At 67.3% G+C, this 19,645-nt stretch carries 18 protein-coding genes and 1 riboswitch; of the genes, 11 read left to right on the forward strand and 7 right to left on the reverse strand.

The genetic code is table 11. The features are described from left to right. Positions 1–15 precede the first annotated feature (15 nt). Positions 16–1,077, forward strand: a complete 1,062-nt coding sequence (gene hemE / locus AC1DOM_RS05820) for a uroporphyrinogen decarboxylase (RefSeq protein ID WP_498961124.1) — start codon at positions 16–18, stop codon at positions 1,075–1,077. Here the strand turns inward: hemE and AC1DOM_RS05825 are convergent. After that, positions 1,074–2,150, reverse strand: coding sequence for a M23 family metallopeptidase (locus AC1DOM_RS05825; RefSeq protein ID WP_498961126.1), 1,077 nt, complete (start codon positions 2,148–2,150; stop codon positions 1,074–1,076). The two genes, hemE and AC1DOM_RS05825, sit on opposite strands and share 4 nt — an antisense overlap. Before the next feature lie 189 nt (positions 2,151–2,339). On the opposite strand from AC1DOM_RS05825, the gene AC1DOM_RS05830 reads away from it, so the two are divergent. The 3 genes from AC1DOM_RS05830 to AC1DOM_RS05840 are packed head-to-tail and all read left to right on the forward strand — an operon-like array spanning position 2,340 to position 4,218. Continuing rightward, positions 2,340–3,035: a YceI family protein gene (locus AC1DOM_RS05830; protein ID WP_498961128.1), complete on the forward strand. Its 696-nt coding sequence runs from the start codon at positions 2,340–2,342 to the stop codon at positions 3,033–3,035. Positions 3,036–3,050: 15 nt separating this feature from the next. Further along, complete coding sequence (locus AC1DOM_RS05835; RefSeq protein WP_498961130.1) at positions 3,051–3,671, forward strand: cytochrome b; 621 nt, start codon at positions 3,051–3,053, stop codon at positions 3,669–3,671. After that, positions 3,664–4,218 carry a YceI family protein gene (locus AC1DOM_RS05840; protein ID WP_498961132.1) on the forward strand — a complete coding sequence of 185 codons (555 nt, stop codon included), beginning with the start codon at positions 3,664–3,666 and terminating at the stop codon, positions 4,216–4,218. Before AC1DOM_RS05835 ends, AC1DOM_RS05840 begins: the two co-directional genes overlap by 8 nt. On the opposite strand, the gene AC1DOM_RS05845 is transcribed toward AC1DOM_RS05840, so the two are convergent. Next, positions 4,219–4,443 carry a glutaredoxin family protein gene (locus AC1DOM_RS05845; protein ID WP_498961134.1) on the reverse strand — a complete coding sequence of 75 codons (225 nt, stop codon included), beginning with the start codon at positions 4,441–4,443 and terminating at the stop codon, positions 4,219–4,221. 73 nt (positions 4,444–4,516) lie between these two features. Between AC1DOM_RS05845 and AC1DOM_RS05850 the strand changes: the two genes are divergently transcribed. Beyond that, positions 4,517–5,899: an L-serine ammonia-lyase gene (locus AC1DOM_RS05850; protein WP_498961136.1), complete on the forward strand. Its 1,383-nt coding sequence runs from the start codon at positions 4,517–4,519 to the stop codon at positions 5,897–5,899. 125 nt (positions 5,900–6,024) lie between these two features. Then, the gene (locus tag AC1DOM_RS05855; protein ID WP_498961138.1) at positions 6,025–8,229 is read left to right on the forward strand and encodes a putative bifunctional diguanylate cyclase/phosphodiesterase; all 2,205 of its coding nucleotides are present in this window, start codon (positions 6,025–6,027) and stop codon (positions 8,227–8,229) included. On the opposite strand, the gene AC1DOM_RS05860 is transcribed toward AC1DOM_RS05855, so the two are convergent. Genes AC1DOM_RS05860 through metX form a run of 3 tightly spaced genes read right to left on the reverse strand, consistent with a single transcriptional unit; the run spans position 8,160 to position 11,379 of the window. Next, positions 8,160–9,173: a homoserine dehydrogenase family protein gene (locus tag AC1DOM_RS05860; RefSeq protein WP_498961140.1), complete on the reverse strand. Its 1,014-nt coding sequence runs from the start codon at positions 9,171–9,173 to the stop codon at positions 8,160–8,162. The two genes, AC1DOM_RS05855 and AC1DOM_RS05860, sit on opposite strands and share 70 nt — an antisense overlap. Continuing rightward, complete coding sequence (gene metB, locus AC1DOM_RS05865) at positions 9,170–10,363, reverse strand: cystathionine gamma-synthase (protein WP_498961142.1); 1,194 nt, start codon at positions 10,361–10,363, stop codon at positions 9,170–9,172. The genes AC1DOM_RS05860 and metB overlap by 4 nt, the downstream gene beginning before the upstream one ends. Further along, complete coding sequence (gene metX, locus AC1DOM_RS05870) at positions 10,360–11,379, reverse strand: homoserine O-succinyltransferase MetX (protein WP_498961144.1); 1,020 nt, start codon at positions 11,377–11,379, stop codon at positions 10,360–10,362. Before metX ends, metB begins: the two co-directional genes overlap by 4 nt. 85 nt (positions 11,380–11,464) lie before the next feature. Then, positions 11,465–11,583, reverse strand: a riboswitch (SAM riboswitch). A gap of 122 nt (positions 11,584–11,705) precedes the next feature. Here metX and AC1DOM_RS05875 point away from each other — a divergent pair. The 5 genes from AC1DOM_RS05875 to AC1DOM_RS05895 all read left to right on the forward strand — a co-directional run bounded on the left by AC1DOM_RS05875 (position 11,706) and on the right by AC1DOM_RS05895 (position 18,172). Continuing rightward, positions 11,706–12,821, forward strand: coding sequence for a phytase (locus AC1DOM_RS05875; protein ID WP_498961146.1), 1,116 nt, complete (start codon positions 11,706–11,708; stop codon positions 12,819–12,821). A 2-nt stretch (positions 12,822–12,823) separates the two neighbouring features. Beyond that, positions 12,824–13,729 carry a peptidoglycan DD-metalloendopeptidase family protein gene (locus AC1DOM_RS05880; protein ID WP_498961148.1) on the forward strand — a complete coding sequence of 302 codons (906 nt, stop codon included), beginning with the start codon at positions 12,824–12,826 and terminating at the stop codon, positions 13,727–13,729. Positions 13,730–13,788: 59 nt separating this feature from the next. Next, positions 13,789–15,393, forward strand: coding sequence for a peptide chain release factor 3 (locus tag AC1DOM_RS05885; RefSeq protein ID WP_498961300.1), 1,605 nt, complete (start codon positions 13,789–13,791; stop codon positions 15,391–15,393). 90 nt (positions 15,394–15,483) lie between these two features. Further along, positions 15,484–16,134 (forward strand): PAQR family membrane homeostasis protein TrhA, encoded by a 651-nt coding sequence (trhA, locus tag AC1DOM_RS05890; protein WP_498961150.1) that lies wholly within the window; start codon positions 15,484–15,486, stop codon positions 16,132–16,134. Positions 16,135–16,204: 70 nt separating this feature from the next. Further along, a complete protein-coding gene (locus AC1DOM_RS05895; protein WP_498961152.1) occupies positions 16,205–18,172 on the forward strand; it encodes an AsmA family protein in 1,968 nt (655 codons plus the stop codon). Position 18,173: 1 nt separating this feature from the next. Here AC1DOM_RS05895 and AC1DOM_RS05900 read toward each other — a convergent pair whose 3' ends face one another. Further along, the gene (locus AC1DOM_RS05900) at positions 18,174–18,602 is read right to left on the reverse strand and encodes a CBS domain-containing protein (protein ID WP_498961154.1); all 429 of its coding nucleotides are present in this window, start codon (positions 18,600–18,602) and stop codon (positions 18,174–18,176) included. Beyond that, positions 18,562–19,626: a glycosyltransferase family 2 protein gene (locus AC1DOM_RS05905; RefSeq protein WP_498961156.1), complete on the reverse strand. Its 1,065-nt coding sequence runs from the start codon at positions 19,624–19,626 to the stop codon at positions 18,562–18,564. The genes AC1DOM_RS05900 and AC1DOM_RS05905 overlap by 41 nt, the downstream gene beginning before the upstream one ends. Between the last annotated feature and the right edge of the window lie 19 nt (positions 19,627–19,645).

Raw genomic sequence — 19,645 nt, forward strand, 5'->3', positions numbered from 1 at the left:
CCCGAGAACCACCGCGTGACCCCCACCCTGAAGAACGATCGCTTCCTGCGCGCATTGCGTCGCGAACCCGTCGACGCCACCCCCGTGTGGCTGATGCGCCAGGCCGGCCGCTACCTGCCCGAATACCGCGCCACGCGCGCGAAGGCCGGCAGCTTCCTGGCGATGGCGAAGAACCCCGAGCTCGCCTGCGAAGTCACGCTCCAACCGCTGGCCCGCTTCGACCTCGACGCCGCGATCCTCTTCTCCGACATCCTCACCGTGCCCGATGCGATGGGCCTGGGCCTGTACTTCGTCGAAGGCGAAGGCCCGAAATTCGAACGCCCCGTGCGCAGCGCGGCCGACATCGCGAAGCTCGCCGTCCCCGACATGGGCAGCGAACTGCGCTACGTGATGGATGCGGTCTCGGTGATCCGTCGCGAACTCGACGGCCGCGTTCCGCTGATCGGCTTCTCCGGCAGCCCGTGGACGCTCGCGTGCTACATGGTCGAAGGCGGCGGCAGCGACAACTTCTCGAAGGTCAAGCGCCTCGCGCTCGACGATCCGAAGGCGATGCACGCCTTGCTGTCGGTCAACACCGATGCGGTGATCGCCTACCTCCGTGCCCAGCGCGAAGCCGGCGCGCAGGCGCTGCAAGTGTTCGATACGTGGGGCGGCGTGCTGTCGCCGTCGATGTATCGCGAATTCTCCTTGCCTTACCTGACGCGCATCGCGCGCGAACTCGAACGCGGCGATGCGCCGCTGATCCTGTTCGGCAAGGGCAATGCGCCGTATCTGGAAGAACTCGCGGCCAGCGGCGCCGAAGGTGTCGGCGTGGATTGGTTGATCGAACTCGACGAAGCCGCGCGCCGCACGCAAGGCAAGGTCGCGCTACAGGGCAACCTGGATCCGGCGATGTTGTACGGCTCGCCCGACAGCGTGCGTGCACGCGTGCGCGAAGCGCTCGATAGCTATCAGGCGGGCAACGGCGGGTCGCGCGAGGGGCACGTGTTCAACCTCGGGCACGGGTTGTCGCCGGACATGAATCCCGAACACGTTGGTGCGCTTGTCGACGAAGTGCACAGGCACAGCGCGCGTTAACGCACGACCTCGCCCGAATCGACGGGGCCGGTGAAACGCCGGCTCCAACCATCTCCCGTGTTCACCTGTACATCGGTGAAATACGCAGGCAAGCCTTCCTCCCACTGCGGGCCCGACTGCAACTGGTAATGCAGGTGCACGAGGAAGGCATCGCCCGACATGCCCATCGCGCCGATGACCTGCCCTTGTTCGACACGCTGGCCATCGCGCACGCGCACGCTGCCCTGCTTCATGTGCGCGAACAGGCTGTATTCGCCGTTGCCGTGGTCGATCACCACGTAATTGCCGAGGAAGAGCGTCAGGTCCTTCATGATCGCGTCCTGCGCGAACGGCGGCGGCCCGTCCTTGCGGTTGTCGCGCATGCCGTCGCGCATCGCGTGCACCACGCCCGCGCCCGTCGCGTGGATCGCCGCGCCGTAGCCGTACCAGTCTTCGGGTGTCGCGCCGTTGGTGCGATACAGCTTTCCCGTCGCGTCGGCGATCGTGAAGTCGTGCGCGTAGCGCATGAAGTTGGCGTTGATGCCGAAGTGCGTGGTCATGCCGCCGGTGATGTCCAGGCGGCGATGGTGCGCGAGCAGATCGTGTCCGTCGTGCACGAAGATCTCGCCGTCCAGCGGCAGGCGCAACGCGGTCTTCGGTGCGAAGGCGTGCGGTGCGACACGTACTTCGACGCGTTGCTCGGGGCCGTCTTCGCCCGCGCGGAACGTGGCGACATAGCGCAAGTCGCCGAGCCATGCATCGCCGGCGAACGACGCGAAGGGATTGAACACGACCAACCGTCCCTTCGCCGGCAACGTGCGATTGGGCAAGGTCGCGAGCGACATCGTCGTCGCATCGCCGTTGCGGTCCAGGCGCCGCTGCGAATAGAAGTGGCCGTCGCGATCGAACAGCGTCACTTCCAGGCTCGTCAGATCCAGGGCCCGGTCGCCGTCGTTTGTGAACACCAGGTCGAAGTTCAGGTGCTGGGCATCGCGCGTGCGTTCGATCAGTGGCTGCGCGGGCAGCGTCGTCGCGGTGGGCGCGGCGGCCAGGGGCGCGGCCGCGAGCAGCAGGGTCAACAACCACGGGCGCATGGCGGGTTTCCGTCGAGGGATATCCCATCGGATACCGCCCTGCGACCGCCGGTTGCAGGGAATGCAACGTTCCGCCCACGACCGGCACACGATTCACATGGGCCGGTCTAGGATGGCGCGTCCCGCGGGGTCGAACCTTTCGCGCCGCGCGGGCCATCCACCCCTCGTCCCCGCCGAGCAAAGCCCGCCATGTTCCTTCGATTCGCGCTGGTGCTCGCCCTTGGCCTCGTGTCGTCCCGTACGCACGCGGCGCAGACGGTCTACGCGCTCGATCCCGTGCATACGCGCGTGATGTTCTCGGTGAGCCACGCGGGCTTCTCCAATCCGATGGGCACGATTTCCGGGACCACCGGCACGCTGGTGTTCGATCCCGACAATTGGGCGAGCGCACGCGTGGAAGCGAAGATCCCGGTCGATCGCCTCGACCTCGGCGACAAGAAGTGGAACGACGCCGTGCTCGACCGCACCTTCCTGGATGTGAAGAAGCATCCGTTGGCGACCTTCGTGTCCACGCGCATCGAACCGGTCGATCCGATGCACGCGAAGGTCATCGGCAATCTCACCCTGCATGGCGTGACGCGCGAAGTGCAGCTCGACGTCGTCTTCCACCAGGCCAAGCGCCATCCGATGCCGCCGTTCCGCCGCACCGCGGGCTTTTCCGCGACGGGCACGCTAAGCCGCTCGGCCTTCGGAATCACGTCGTGGAAGAGTGTCGTCGGAGATCCGGTGGAAATCCGCATCGAAGCCGAAGGCACGCGCACGCGCGAAGATGCGTCCGACGTGCCCGCGGCGTCGACGCAAACCGCGCCGCCGGGAACCTCGACCGTCGTTCCGCCATCCAACGCGACGACAATGCCCGCATCCAACGCAACGATCACGCCGTAACCTATCCATTCTCCAATGAGCGCAACCCCGATGCCGATCGATCTCCCCGCCCCGCGCCTGCGCAACGTGGACCGTTGGGGTGCCGTCAGCCAGATGTTCCATTGGCTCATCGTGCTGGGCATCCTGGCGATGGCGATCATCGGCCTGACCATGGTCGAGATGCACAGCAGCCCGGCGAAGGTGCGCATGTTCGCGCTCCACAAGTCGATCGGGCTGACGATCCTGGCGCTGGTGACGCTGCGCCTGGCGTGGCGCCTGTATGCCGGCACGCCGCCGGTGATCCCGACGATCCCGCGCTGGCAGCATGCCATCGCCAACCTGTCGCACATCGGCTTGTACGTGTTGTTGTTCGCGGTGCCGCTCAGCGGTTGGGTGATGAATTCCGCGTCCGGCTTCCCGCTGTGGTGGTTCGGTTTGTTCCGCGTACCGGCGCTGGTGGCGCGCGACCACGACCTGCACGAGCTCACCGAAACCGTGCACGAAACCCTGTTCTGGATGCTGATCGCGCTGGTGCTCGTGCACGCCGGCGCGGCCCTGTTCCATCATCTGTTCCAACGGGACGCCACGCTCGCGCGCATGTTGCCGCGGGGATGGCTCCAGGCCCCGGACGCCAACGAGGAGCTCCGCCATGGTTGATCGTTCGTATCGCATCGCGCTCGCCGTCGTGCTGGCCACCGCGTCCTCCGGCGCCTTCGCCCAATACGTGCAGACCACCGGATCGTCGCTGCAATTCAGCGGCACCTACCAGGGCGATGCGTTCTCGGGGAGCTTTCCCGGATTCAGGACCAACCTCGACTTCGATCCCACGCAGCCCGCATCGGGCAGCCTGACCGTCGAGATTTCCATCGCGTCGGCGACGGTCGGCAATGAAGAGATGGATCCGGAAATGCGCGGCGCGGGGTTCTTCGACGCTGCGCAATTCCCGAAGGCGACCTATAAGGCGAACGGCTTCCGCGCGATCGGGGGCGGCCAGTTCGAGGCCAACGGCACCTTGACGCTGCGCGACAAGGCCAAGCCGGTCGTCCTCAGGTTCACATGGACGCCGGGGGCCCATCCCGTGCTGCAGGGCACCGCGAAGGTGAACCGCCTGGACTTCGACGTCGGCGGTGGCGAATGGGCGGATACGAAGCTGTTGCCCAACGAAATCACGGTCAACACCAAGGTGGTCTTCAACTCGAGGTGATCAGCCCACGAAGGCGCGAACGCGATCGGCGTCGAAGGGCCAGTCCAGTTCGGCGTCGTTGAGCTCGTCGCGCAACACCGGCACGCGCGCGCCGTAGCGCGCTTCCAGGGCGTCGTCGTCGTCGATCCACACCGCCTCGAAATCGGGTGTGCGGGCCGCGGCGAGCACGGCCAGGGCCTCGTCGCACAGGGGGCAATCGTCGCGCTGGAACAGACGCAGGCGCATGGGGCTGGCGTTCGGGTATCCAAGCGGACAGGGGAATAGAATACGGGCTTCCCGCAAGCAGTCCCGTGAATCCATGGCCGTCAGCACCTTTGACCTGTTCAAGATCGGCGTCGGGCCGAGTTCCTCGCATACGGTCGGCCCCATGCGCGCGGCGTGCCGCTTCGCGGAGAAGTGGCTCGATGCCTCCGGCAAGCTGCCGCAGGTCGCGCGCGTGCGCTCGGAGGTGTTCGGTTCGCTGGCGCTCACCGGCCGCGGCCACGGCACAGACAAGGCCGTGCTCATGGGCCTGGAAGGCCACATGCCGAACCTGATCGACCCGGACATCATCCCGCCTGCGCTGGAGCGCATCCGCGGCACCAAGCGCCTGAACATCCTCGGCAAGCACGAGGTGGCCTTCGACGAGAAGCAGGACCTCGTCATGAACAAGCGCCAGAAGCTGCCCTTCCACACCAACGGCATGCGCTTCACCGCGTTCGACGCCGACGGCAACGTGCTGGCCACGCGCGATTACTACTCGGTCGGCGGCGGCTTCGTCGTCAACCAGGACGAGGCGGCCGAAGACCGCATCGTCGCCGACACCACCGAACTCGCGCATCCCTTCCACAGCGGCGCCGAATTGCTCGCGCAGGCGGAGAAGACGGGCAAGACGTTCGCGCAACTGATGTTCGACAACGAACACGCGTGGCGCAGCGACGACGAGATCAAGGACAACCTGCGCGAAATCTGGCGCGCGATGCAATCGTGCGTGCAGCGCGGCATCCGCGAGGGCGGCACCTTGCCGGGCGGCCTGCACGTGCAGCGCCGTGCGCCCGCGTTGTTCGCGGAGTTGTCCGAGCGGCCGGAAGCGGCGATGCGCGATCCGCTCACCGTGCTCGACTGGGTCAACCTGTACGCGCTCGCGGTGAACGAAGAGAACGCCGCCGGTGGCCGCGTCGTCACCGCGCCCACCAATGGCGCGGCCGGCATCATTCCCTCGGTGCTGCATTACTACGACCGCTTCATTCCCGGCGCGAACGAACAGGGCATCTTCGATTTCCTGCTCACCGCAGCGGCCGTCGGCATCCTCTACAAGGAGAACGCGTCGATCAGCGGCGCGGAAGTCGGCTGCCAGGGCGAAGTCGGCGTGGCGTGTTCGATGGCGGCTGCCGGCCTGACCGCCGCGTTGGGTGGTTCGCCGGGCCAGATCGAGAACGCCGCCGAAATCGGCATGGAACACAACCTCGGCCTGACCTGCGACCCGATCGGCGGCCTGGTGCAGATCCCCTGCATCGAACGCAACGCGATGGGCGCGGTGAAGGCGATCAACGCCTCGCGCATGGCGCTGCGCGGCGACGGCAAGCACAAGGTCTCGCTCGACAAGGTCATCAAGACCATGCGCGATACGGGGCGGGATATGCAGGACAAGTACAAGGAGACGTCGCGCGGTGGGTTGGCGGTGAACGTCATCGAGTGTTGAGAGCAGGGAATGGGGAATAGGGAATAGGGAATAGGAGTTCAGTCCCGAACGCGTCGGCGATCCTCCATTCCCCATTCCCCATTCCCTATTCCCCATTCCCGCTTCTCCCGGCATACACTCGCCCCATGGCCGACGCCAAGGGGACGCTGCGCCGCTTCCTGCTGCTGACCGGGCTTTATTACGCCGGGGCGGTACTCGCGTCGCTGTACCTGCGCACGCCCGACGACGTCACCCTGTTCTGGCCCAGTTCCGGCATCGCGCTCGCGATGGTGGTCAGCTGGGGCAAGCGCTGGGCGGTGGTCGTGCCCTTCGCGATCATCGCGCTGCACCTGACGGTGTTGCCCGTCCCCGTCACGTTCGTTCCCTATTCGATCCTGAGCAACACGCTCGCGGCCCTGGCCGCGGGTTGGTATTGCGAACACGCCAAGCGCGCCGACGGCCTCCACCTGCGCACCGCGGACGGCCTGATGTTGTTGCGCAGCGGCCTGATCCTGGCGGCGACGAGCGCGACCATCGGCACCGCGGGCCTGCTGCATGCCGGCATCACCGCACCGATCGACGCGGGGCGCGCCTGGTTGTTGTGGGCGCTCGGCGACATTCTCGGCATCACCACGTTCGCGCCGGTGATGGCGCTGCTGCTCGGTCCGGGCGGATTGCGCGAAGGCTTGTGGCGCGATCCGGTCGGCCGCCGCGAGCAGATCGTCTGGGCGCTCGCCCTGCTCCTCTCGCTGGCCGGCATCGTCAGCGCCGGGCGCACGGGCAATCTGTACGCGCTGGGCCTGGTCAGCATGCCGCTGGCCCTGTTGCTGTGGGCCGCGGTGCGTTTCTCGCCGATGACCACGATGGTCGGCACCATCCTGGTGGTCACCTTCATCAGCCTGCTCACGGGGCTCGGGCTCGGCGGCTTCACGCGTCCGCTCACCCTGCTCGATGCCTCCGTGCTGATGTTGTTGCTGGTGCTGATCTCGGTGATCCCGGTGATGCTCGCGGTGGCGACCTACGAACAACGCCATACCGCGACCGCGCTTTATCTACGCGCGACCCGCGATCCGCTCACCGGCCTGCTCAATCGCAACACCTTCGAGGAACGCGCGCGCGAACGGCTCGCCGATGCGGCGCAGCCCGACCTGAGCCTGCTCTACCTGGACCTGGACCACTTCAAGCTGGTCAACGATTCGGCGAGCCACGTCGCGGGCGACGACATGATCCGCACCGTCGGGCGCATCGTCGGCGCGGAATTCGGCGACGACGCGCTGGTCGCGCGCACGGGCGGCGACGAGTTCGCCGTGCTCGTGCCGGTGAGCGAATCGCAGGCGATCACCTGCGGTCGCCGCCTGCTCGCCTCCATCGACGGCCTGCGCCTGTCCTGGGGCGACCAGATGCTCACCGCCGCGGCGAGCATCGGCATCGCCCACAGCCATGCACCGCACGGCGATTTCGACGTGCTGCTGTCGCACGCGGATGCAGCGTGTTTCGCGGCGAAGGAATACGGCGGCAATCGCCTGGTCGCCGCTTCGCGCGAAGGCGATGAACTCAAGCTGCGCACCGCGTCGATGCGCTCGGCGCTGCAGGTGCGCGAAGCGCTGGACCAACGCCGCTTCAGCCTGTTCTGCCAGCCGATCGTGCCGCTGGATCCGGCATCGTCCATGCAACACAGCATCGAGATCCTGTTGCGCTGGACCGACGCGCAGGGCCAGGTGCGTGCGCCGGCCGAACTCATCGCCGCCGCCGAACGCTATCGCCTCGGGCCGCGCCTGGACCGCTACGTCGTCGAAGCGGTGCTGCAATGGCTCGAAGCGCATCCCGAACACGCGGCGAGCATCCACCACTGCGGCATCAACCTGGGTGGCGGGACGCTCGTCGACGAGGAATTCCACGACTACTTCGCCGCGCGCCTGCGCCACAGCAGCGTGCCGCCCGAGCGCCTGTGCCTGGAGATCACCGAAACCAGCGTCGTGCGCGATCGCGCGCGGGCGCAGCGGTTCATCCAGCGCATGCGCGACCTCGGCTGCCGTTTCGCACTCGACGACTTCGGCACGGGCTTCTGTTCGTTCGGTTACCTGCAACACCTGGACGTCGATTACCTGAAGATCGACGGCAGCTTCGTGCGCGACCTCGGCAAGTCCGAACTCGCCGACGCCGTGGTGCGTTCGATCACCGACATCGCGCACGTGCTGGACAAGCGCACGGTCGCCGAACAGGCTGAAACCCTCGCGCAGCTCGACAGCCTCCGCGCGATGGGCGTGGATTTCGCGCAGGGTTACGCGATCGCGCGGCCGATGCCGATCGCGACGTTCTTCGAGGCCCTGGCGCCGGCGAAAGTCGGTTGATCGCGTAGCGCGAAGACGTCGTCGAGCATCGCCGCGGCGGTGATGTCCGCGCCCGCGCCCGGGCCCTGGATGACGAGCGGTTGTTTCGCATAGCGCGCGCAATGGATGGCGACGCGATTGTCGGTGCCGCCGCCGGCAGCGAGCGGATCATCGTTCGCGAGGGTTTCCAGTCCGACGCGCGCGACGCCGTCCTGCCAGCGCGCGACGAAATGCAATCGGCCGTTGCGCGCGGCATCGAGACGCGCCTGCATCGGCGCGTCGAGGGCCGTCAGTGCGGCGTCGATGTCCGTGGCTTGCGCAAGGGCGGGCGGAACGAGCGATTCCACTTCGACGGCATCGCCGTCGAGCGGCACGCCCGCTGCGCGCGCGAGGATCAACAGCTTGCGGCGCACGTCTTCGCCCGACAGATCGATGCGCGGATCGGGTTCGGTGTAGCCCGCCGCGCGCGCTTCGCGCACCAGCGTCGAGAACGGCACGCTGCCGTCGAAACGCGCGAGCAACCACGCGAGCGATCCCGACAACACGCCGGCGAAGCCGTGGATCGCATCGCCACCGGCTTGCAGCGCGCGCAGGCTGCGGAGCAGCGGCAACCCGGCACCGACGGTGGCGGCATCGCCGTAGCGCGCGCCGCTCGACAGGCAGGCTTGTTCGATCGCTTCGGCGCGCGCGAGCGGGCCGCCGCGTCCGAGTTTGTTCGCCGTGACGACATGCCAGCCGCGTGCGAGCCAGTCGGCATGGCGCTCCGCGACGGCCTCGCTGGCGGTCGCATCGAGCACGACGTGGGGTGCCGTTTCGCGCAGCGAAGGGCCGACGGTGACGCGCGTGTTCGCGATGTGGACCAGCGCCAGGCCGGGATCGCCCAGTTGTTCGAGCCGCGCGATCACGGCGCGGCCCACGTTGCCGGTTCCGAGGAGTGCGAGTCGGATTTTATCGGCACCGATCACGTCGCGACCTCGCGCCGCTGTTCGCGCACGACGGCATGCACGCGATCGAGCGCGTCGACGATGTCGGCAAGCAGATCGTCCGCATGTTCGATGCCGATCGACAGGCGCAACAGCCCATCGCCGATGCCGGCCGCGGCGCGCGCCTGCGGCGACATCGCTGCATGCGTCATCGTCGCCGGATGCGCGACCAGGCTTTCCACGCCGCCGAGCGATTCGGCCAGGGTAAAGCAGCGCAGGCCGTCGAGGAACGCACGCACCGCTTCGACGCCGCCCTCGAGTTCCAGCGACAACATCGCACCGAAACCCGACTGCTGCCGTTTGGCGAGCGCGTGCCCCGGGTGGTGCGGCAAGCCCGGATAGTGGACCGTGCGCACCACGGGATGGTCGTCGAGCAAGGCCGCGATCGCGTGCGCGTTTTCCTGGTGCACGCGCAGGCGCGCACCGAGCGTGCGCAGGCCGCGCAGGGTGAGGAAGCTGTCGAAGGGCGCGCCGGTGACGCCGAGCGCGTTCGCCCACCAGGTCAGCAGTTGATGGTCTTCCGGCGTGCGCGCGATGACCGCGCCGCCGACGACATCGCTGTGCCCGTTGATGTACTTCGTCGTCGAGTGCACGACGACATCCGCGCCGAACGCGATCGGCTGCTGCAACGCGGGCGAGAGGAAGGTGTTGTCGACGACGGCGCGCGCGCCGGCCGCATGCGCGGCGTCGATCGCGAATCGCAGGTCGGTGACGCGCAGCAGGGGATTGGACGGTGTCTCGATCCACACCAGCGCGGGCTTGCGATCCAGCGCCGCGGTGAGCGCGCGCGGATCGGACAGATCGGCGAGCACGAGTTCGAAATGCCCCTTGCGCGCGAGCGCGTCGAACAGGCGCCAACTGCCGCCGTACGCATCGTGCGTGGCGACCAGCACGTCGCCCGGCTTCAGGCAGGCGTTGAGTACGAGCGTGATCGCGGCCATGCCCGTTGCAGTGACGACGGCACCGGCGCCGCCTTCGAGTTCGGCCAGCGCCTCGCCGAGCAGGTCGCGCGTGGGATTTCCGCTGCGCGTGTAGTCGTAGCGACGCTTGTCGTCGAAGCCGGCGAAGCTGAAGTTCGAGGAGAGCACGATCGGCGGAACGACCGCGCCGAACGCTTCATCGCGGTCGATGCCGGCACGCACCGCCACGGTGCACGGATGCACGGCGCTCATGCGCAGGCCTCCGTGCAACAGTCCAGCGCGCGCGCCAGGACCTGCGCGATCGCGTCGGATTCCTTGAGGAAACCATCGTGCCCGTAGGGCGAATGCAGCACCTGCAGGCGCACGGGCGCGGCGATGCCGGCGGCGAGCGCGCGGATATCGTCGGGTGGAACCAGGCGGTCCTCGGCGAAGGCGACGAGCGTCGTCGGAACTTGCACGTGGGAGGGGAGAACGTCGTGCAGGTCGATCGATTCCGACAAGCGCACGAACGCCGTCGCCGAGGTTTTTTGCGCCCAGGCCGCGCCGCGCTCGGCGAGCCAGTCTTCGGAGGCGCAGCGCGCGCTGCCGCCGTCCACGATGGGGGCCGCGTCGAAACGCGCGCCGAATTCCTCCGGCGTGCGATAGCTCAGCATCGCGAGCTGGCGTGCGAGCGAAAGACCATGCGCTTCGTCGCACTGCAATTGCCCGAGCGCGACCACGTTGCGTTGCAGCGCGCGCCATGCACTTGCGAACGGATGCGGACGGTGTGCGCCGGCGATCGCGATCAGGTGTTGGACGCGTGTCGGATGCGATGCCGCGAAGGCGAGGCCGACCATCGCGCCGTAGGAGCAGCCGACGATCGCTTCGAGCGTTTCGATGCCGAGTGCGTCGAGGACGGCAAGCAGCGCAGTCGCCTGATCATCGGTATCGATCGGCGCGTCGAGCGTGCCATCGCTGCCGATCCAGTCGAAGGACACCACGCGATGCGCCGCCAGCCACCGGGCATCGGCCTGCGCTTCGAACCACCCGCGCTCGTCGAAGGTCCCGGACGCGGCGACATGGCGATGGGCGGAGATGCCCCCGAGCACGGCCACGACGGGCAGGTGCGCGGCACCGCGCGTTTCCCACCGCACGCGCACCTCATGGGTGCCGCCGTGCTTCAAGGAAAGGATCAACGGGAGTTCGCCGCGTTGCGCATCGGGTGCGCGCTGCGGAACGACACGCAGGACGGGCGGAGTGGCGAAGGTTCGAATCGCGGCGGCGGGCATTGCAACGCTCCTGGCAGTGGGAAGCCATCGAGCGTTGCGGGGGTGGCGATGCGAATCGAAGGCCGCGCCACGGGGCGCGAGCGTCGATCCATCTGCCGGTGGGCGCGGGCCCCCGCAGGATTTGGCACCAACGCCCATCGCTTGCGCGATGTCGCGGTTGCCCCGGCGTCTGCGGGCCTGTCCCTCAGCCGGTCTCGATGGATGGCCGCAGGATGCCGCGGGATTTCCATGTTGTCAATCGCTTCATGCCGATGAAGCGATGCCTTACTGCAGAGCGTGACGGGCGTGTTGCCAAGTCCCGTTCACGCTCGGCCATAATTCGCGCCATGCCTTCCTCATTCCGTTGCCTGCCCGTCGTCCTGGGCACCCTTCTCATCGCCGCTTGCGGCTCCGCCCCGGCCCCCAGGGCCACCGTTCCCGCCGATGCCACGCCCGTGGCCGTCGCGCCGGCGCCCGTGGAGATCCCCGAACGGTATGTCTCCAAGGAGACCCCCGCCGAGGAGCTCGATTCGGTCGCCACCTGGCAAACCGCCGACGGCCCGACGTGGCTGATCGCGACGGGCAAGTCGTCGCATCGCCTGTCGGTGTACGACGCCTCCAACGGCGCGCTGCTGCGCACCGTCGGCGCCGAAGGCAAGGGCGAAGGCCAGTTCGATCGTCCGAACGGGATCGCGGTGTACGGCGATTACGTCTTCGTCGTCGAACGCGACAACCATCGCGTGCAGGTGTTGAAGCTGCCGGACTTCACCTTCGTCGGCTATTTCGGCGAGAAGGAATTGCGCAGCCCCTATGGGCTGTGGGTCAACGAGACCGAACCGGGCGAGCTCGAGGTCTACATCACCGACAGCTTCATGTACGGCAAGAAGTTCGACGAAGTGCCGCCGTTCAAGGAACTCGACCAGCGCGTGCGCCGCTATCGCGTGCAGTTCGACCAGGCCGGCCGCCTGCGCGCCAACTACGGCGGGGCGTTCGGCGATACGAATGAAGCCAGCGCGCTGCGCATGGTCGAATCGATCGCCGGCGATCGCGCGAACGATCGCCTGCTCATCGCCGACGAAGACAGCCGCCACGAATCCACGCTGCGCGAATACAGCTTCTCCGGCCAGTACACCGGCCGCAGCCTGCCGCAGGACAGCTTCGCCGCCGAAGCCGAAGGCGTGGCGCTGTGGGCCTGCCCGGATGGCGGCGGTTACTGGATCGCGGTCGACCAGCTCGCACCGCTGACGCTGTTCCACCTGTTCGATCGCGTGACGCTGCAACCGCGCGGCACCTTCCGCGGCGATGTCACCGCGCACACCGACGGCGTGGCCCTGCATGCCGCGGCGATGCCGGAATTCCCGGGCGGCGCGCTGTTCGCGGTTCACGACGACAAGGCGGTGACGGCGTTCGACCTGCGCGAAGTCGCTCGGCAGATGCACCTGGCGCCGGATTGCGTCGACTGACGATGCGCGCCGTTTCGCAATGGCGGTTGTTGGCGTGCGCGATGCTCGCGTGCGTCGCGATGACCGCGCATGCGGGCAAGGTGTATCGCTGGGTCGACAAGAACGGCATCGTGCACTACGGCGATCATCCTCCCGCCGAAGCAGCCAAAGCCGGCGCACGGGTGAAGGTCATTCCCGTGCGCGCCGAACCGGGCGCGATGGCGCGCCTGCGGCTGGAACGCGAGGATGGCGCGTCGCTGGCCTATGCCGACAACGCGATCGCAGGCCCGGTGGAAGTGCTGCTGAAATTCACGCGCGAGGTGAACACGCGCGGCGAACCCGATCTTCCCGCACGCGCCACCGTGCCGGCGAACACCACCGTCCTGCTCTCGCGGCTGATGCCGGCCGCACCGGGCACGGCGGAGTTCGGCCTGAGCATGGAGGTGGTGCCCGGCGATCCGCGTGCGAAGCCGCAGGACGTCGATTACCTGCTGCCGATTCCGCGGGAGCGCCTGCGCATCGAACAGGGTTTCAACGGGCGATTCAGCCACCAGGACACGCAGAACCTCTACGCCATCGATTTCCGCGCGGCCCAGGGCACGCCGGTGTCTGCCGCGCGCGGCGGCACGGTGATGCAGGTCGAATCGGATTTCGACAAGGCCGGCCTGGACCTGGAGAAATACGGCGGCCGCGCGAACTATGTCCGCATCCTCCACGACGACGGCACGATGGGCCTGTACGCGCACCTGCGCACCGAAGGCGTGCTCGTACGCCCCGGGCAGCGCGTCCGCGCGGGCCAGAAGATCGGCCTGTCGGGCAATACCGGCTTCACCAGCGGGCCGCACCTGCACTTCGCGGTGCAGGTCAATCGCGGCATGCAGCTGGTGTCGATCCCCTTCCGCATGGCGGGCGTGACCGACCAGCCCTGAGGCACCCGTATAATCGCGGGCTTCCTTACGCCCCCAGTGCGCCCGTGCGCACCTTCGCCATGTCCGATGTCTCCCTCGAAGCCGCGCGCCGCCGCACGTTCGCGATCGTCTCGCACCCCGACGCCGGCAAGACCACGCTGACCGAAAAACTGCTGTTGTTCGGCGGCGCGATCCAGATGGCCGGTTCGGTGAAGGGCCGCAAGGCCGCGCGGCATGCGACGTCCGACTGGATGGCGCTGGAAAAGGAGCGCGGCATCTCCGTGACCTCCTCGGTGATGCAGTTCCCCTACGAGGGCCGCATCGTCAACCTGCTCGACACGCCGGGCCATGCCGACTTCGGCGAGGACACCTATCGCGTGCTCACCGCGGTGGACTCGGCGCTGATGGTCATCGACGTGGCCAAGGGCGTCGAGGAACGCACGATCAAGCTGATGGAGGTGTGCCGCCTGCGCGACACGCCGATCATGACCTTCATCAACAAGCTCGACCGCGAAGGCAAGCCGCCGATCGATTTGCTGGACGAAGTGGAATCCGTGCTCGGCATCCAGTGCGCGCCGGTGACCTGGCCGATCGGCATGGGCCAGCGCCTGAAGGGCGTCGTGCACCTGGTCACGGGCGAAGTGCATTTGTACGAACCGGGCCGCAACTTCACGCGCCAGGATTCGACGATCTTCCCCTCGCTCGACGATCCGGGCGTGGAAGCGCGCATCGGCGCGCCGATGCTCGCCGAACTGCGCGACGAACTCGAACTGGTGCAGGGCGCTTCTCATCCCTTCGATCCGGCCGCGTATCTCGCCGGCAAGCAGACGCCGGTGTTCTTCGGCTCGGCGGTCAACAACTTCGGCGTGCAGTTGCTGCTCGATTTCTTCGTCGAACACGCACCGCCGCCCAAGCCGCGCGCGACCACCACGCGCGAAGTCGGCCCCTACGAGCCGCACCTGTCGGGCTTCGTGTTCAAGATCCAGGCGAACATGGACCCGCAGCACCGCGACCGCGTGGCGTTCATGCGCATCTGCTCGGGCAAGTTCACCGCGGGCATGAAGGCGATGCAGGGCCGCACCGGCAAGGAAGTGAAACTCGCCAATGCGCTCACCTTCATGGCCAGCGACCGCGAGATCGTCGAGACCGCGTATCCGGGCGATGTCATCGGCATCCACAACCACGGCACGATCTCCATCGGCGACAGCTTCAGCGAAGGCGAAACGCTGTCCTTCACCGGCATCCCGAACTTCGCGCCGGAGTTGTTCCGCCGCGCGCGCCTGCGCGATCCGCTCAAGCTCAAGCAATTGCAGAAGGGCCTGGCGCAGTTGTCGGAAGAAGGCGCGACGCAGTTCTTCCGTCCGCTGATGTCCAACGACCTGATCCTCGGCGCAGTGGGCACGCTGCAGTTCGACGTGGTCGCCTATCGCCTGAAGGACGAATACGGCGTGGACGCCACCTTCGAACAGGTGCAGGTCGCCACCGCGCGCTGGATCCGCTGCGACGATGCGAAGAAGCTCGAAGAGTTCCGCGAGAAGAACGCGATGCACCTCTCGCTCGATGCCGCCGGCCAGCTCGTCTACCTCGCGCCCACGCGGGTCAACCTGCAGCTGGCGCAGGAGCGCGCACCCGCCGTGACCTTCATGGCCACGCGCGAACACGCGCACGCAATCGCCGTGGAATAACCCCCTCCCCTGCTTGCAGGGGAGGGTTGGGGAGGGGTCGCTCTCGGCGCGAGAGCAAAAACTCCATGCGCAGGGTTACATTCTGGCGAAATGGACGCCGCCCTCCAGCAAGCCCACGCCCGCGAAGAGCGCCTCAGCGCACTGACCCACGGCGTCGGCGCCCTCCTGGCACTCGCGGGCGGCACGATCCTGGTCGCCCTCGCCGCACTGCACGGCGATGGTTGGCGACTCGCCGCCGCGATCGTCTTCTCCATCAGCTTGCTCCTGCTCTACAGCGCCTCCACGCTCTATCACGCGATCCAGGACCCGCGCGCCAAGCCCGCGCTCAAGGTGTTCGACCATTGCGCGATCTACCTGCTGATCGCCGGCACCTATACCCCTTTCACGCTCATCGGCCTGCGCGGCGAGGTGGGCCGCAATCTGTTCATCGCGATCTGGTCGCTGGCCGCCGCGGGCATCGCGTTCAAGCTCTTCTTTACCGGACGCTTCAAGTTGCTTTCCACCCTCGTCTACGTGGCGATGGGTTGGCTCGTGCTGCTGGCGATCAAGCCCGTGTGGCAGGCGCTGGATGCGTGGACGCTGGGCTGGCTGCTCGCCGGCGGCGTCGCATACACGCTGGGCACCGTGTTCTATCACCGGCCGTCGATGCGGTATTCGCACGCGGTGTGGCACTTGTTCGTCATCGCCGGCAGCACATGCCACTACATCGCGGTGCTCGCGCAGGTGCATGCCACGGCGTGAGGCGCGCCTTCACTGAATCGCGCGCAACGCGTTCACCGTCGTTCGACGGCTGGGCCCGGATGGTGTGGCGATGGAAGCGCCAGGTCTTGCGACACTCAAGCGACATCCCTGGTGGACCGCCCTGGGGGTGTTCGCAGTCGCGATCGTCCTGCTGCTGATCTTCTGGGACTGGAACTGGTTCAAGCCGCTCGTCGAGCGGCAAGTGGAAGCGCGCACGGGGCGCACGTTCGAAATCACCGGCAAGCTCGATGTCGATCGCCTGGGCTGGACGCCGATCGTGAAAATCGGCGGCTTCCGGTTCGGCAACGCGACGTGGTCGAAGGAACCGATCATGGCGAAAGCCGACGATTTGCAACTCGCCATCGAGCTCAAGCCGCTGCTTTTCCATGGCGACGTGCGTATTCCCGAGATCCGCTTGCGCAACCCGGACCTGCGACTGGAATACGGCCCGAACCGCGTCGGCAATTGGACTTTCGGCGAGCCGTCGACAGGTACGACGCAATACGGTGCGCTGTGGATCGACGACGGCCGCGTGCGTTTCATCGACGCGTCGAAGAAGACCGACATCGCCGTTGCGGTGCGCAGCGACCTGCGCGATCCGGCATCCAAGTCCCCACCGATCTTCCTCGAAGGCGGCGGTACGTGGGAGGCGCGGAAGTTCACGATGCACGGACGCGCCGATGCGCCGCTGGCACTGCGCGAAACCGCGCGTCCGTATCGCATCGACGTGCACGCCACGGCGGGCAACACGAAGGCGCACGCGCGCGGAACTCTGCTCGATCCGATTCGCTTGCGCGGCTTCGATGTGAAGTTCGCGCTGGCCGGGCCCAACCTCGCCGAGCTGTATCCGTTGGTCGGCATGGCGATTCCCGATTCGCCGCCGTATGCCTTCGACGGCAGGCTCACGCGCGAGGTCACGCCTTCCAGCCACACTGGCACGAAAGATACGGGCAACATCTGGCACTACGACGATTTCACCGGAAAGCTCGGCGACAGCGACCTGAGCGGCGATGCGAGTTTCGAAACCGGCCGCAAGCGCCCGATCCTCGTCGCGAACCTGGTGTCGAAACGCCTGGACTTCGACGACCTGGCCGGCTTCATCGGCAAACCGCCGCAGGCCGGCGCCGGCGAAACCGCGACGCCCGACCAGCGCAAGCAAGCCGCCGTCGAAGCATCGAAGGCGCGCGTGCTGCCCGACCATCCGTACGAGCTCGACAAGCTGCGCGCGATGGACGCGAACGTGCGCTGGAAAGCGCATCGCATCAACGCACCGAAGTTGCCGATCGACGACATGGATGCGCACCTGTTCATCGATGCCGGGCTGTTGCGCCTGGATCCGTTGAACTTCGGCGTCGCCGGCGGCGACATCCGTTCGACGATCCGCATGGATGCCCGCGAATCGCCGATTCGCACCCGCGCCGACATGCAGGTGCGCAATCTCCATCTCTCGCAACTGTTGCCGACGGTGGAACTGACGAAGGACGCGATTGGCAACATCGGCGGCGACATCCACATCACCGGCACGGGCAACTCCATCGCGCGCATGTTGGGCACCGCCGATGGCGATGCGCAGCTGGGCATGGGCAAGGGACAGATCAGCAACCTGCTGATGGAATACGCGGGCATCGACATCGCCGAGGCGCTGAAATTCCTCGTCGAAGGCGACCGGAAGATCCCGATCCGCTGCGCATTCGGCGACTTCACGATCAAGGACGGCGTGATGCAGACCCGCAGCATGGCCTTCGACACGACGGACACGCTCATCCTCGGCGAGGGCTCGATCAGCATGAAGGACGAAACCTACGACCTGCGCCTGCGTCCGCGACCGAAGGATCGCAGCCTGTTCTCCTTCCGCGCGCCGCTGCTGGTCGACGGGACGTTCCGCGATCCTTCGTTCCGCCCGGACATGAAACGCGTGGGTTTGCGCGCGGCATTCGCACTGACGCTCGGCACCATCGCGCCGCCCGCGGCGCTGCTGGCCACGCTGGAACTCGGCCCGGGCAAGGATGCCCAGTGCGGCGGCCGCTACGCCAAGTGATTCAACTCGCGATGTAGCGTTGGAGTTGGTCGATCTCCACCTGCTGGTCTTCGATGACGGCCTTCACCAGGTCGCCGATCGACACCACGCCAAGGACCGCATCGCCGTCGACCACCGGCAAGTGGCGGATGCGCTTGTCGGTGACCAGTTGCATGCAATGGTCGGCGGTGTCGGCGAGGCCGACGCGCACGACGTCGCGCGTCATGATGTCCGACACGGGCGTGGTCGCCGACGAGCGGCCCTGCAGCACGACCTTGCGTGCGTAATCGCGCTCGGAAACGATGCCGATCAGGCGGCCGCCCTGGATCACCAGCAGCGCGCCGATGCGTTTTTCGGCCATCAGCTTGATCGCCTCCAGGACCGGTTGGTCGGGGCCGATCGCGAAGACTTCAGGCGCTTTCGATTCGAGCAGGTGGCGTACCGTGCGCATCGTCGTGTCCCTGAGCTGGCACCTGCCCCGAGGATACTCCCCTCGCCGGCCGCCAGGCGTCGACGAGGTAGAGGGGGCGCTGCTTGGCCTCTTCGTAAAGGCGGCCGAGATATTCGCCGATCGTCCCCAGCGCGATGAGCTGCACGCCACCGAGGAACAGGATCACGGCCATCATCGTCGGCCAACCGGCGACCGGATCGCCCCATGCCAGCGCCTTGACGATGACCCACACCGCATAGACGAAGGCGAGCAGCGCGGTCAGCAGGCCGATGTAGGTGGCCACGCGCAGGGGAGCGGTCGAAAAGCCCGTGATGCCTTCGATCGCGAAATTCCACAGGCGCCAGAAGTTGAACTTGGTCTGCCCGGCGGCGCGCGGCGCGCGGACGTAGGGCACCGCGATCTGCCGGAAGCCGACCCAGCCGAACAGGCCCTTCATGAAGCGATTGCGTTCGCGCAATTGCCGCAGCGCGGCGACCGCGCGCGGCGACAGGAGCCGGAAATCGCCGGTGTCGGCCGGCACGGGCGTGCGCGAGAGGCGGCCGATCACGCGATAGAACGCATGCGCCGTCGCGCGCTTGGCCCAGGTCTCGCCTTCGCGCGCCTGGCGTTGGCCGTGCACGTCGTCGAAGCCTTCGCGCCAATGCGCGACGAATTGCGGGATCAACTCCGGCGGATCCTGCCCGTCGGCATCGAGGATCAGCACCGCGTCGTCGCCGACATGGTCCAGGCCCGCGGTCAGCGCGGCTTCCTTGCCGAAGTTGCGCGACAGGCGCAGCAGCGCGACGCGCGCATCGTTGGCGGCGATCGATTGCAGCACCGACCAGGTCGCATCACGGCTGCCGTCGTCGACGTACAGCACGCGACCGGGCAGGCCGTCCTGCGCCAGGCCGTCGAGCACGGCCTGCAGGCGCGGATGCAGCAGCGGAAGCGCCTGCGCTTCGTCGAAGGCCGCGACGAGCACGGTCAGGCCGGGCTGGGCCTGGCCGGCGCGGCGGGTGAACTCGTCGGTGCGTTGCGCTTCCATGCGGCGATGTTAGTGCAAG

The organism is Lysobacter sp. P5_B12 (assembly GCF_056400425.1).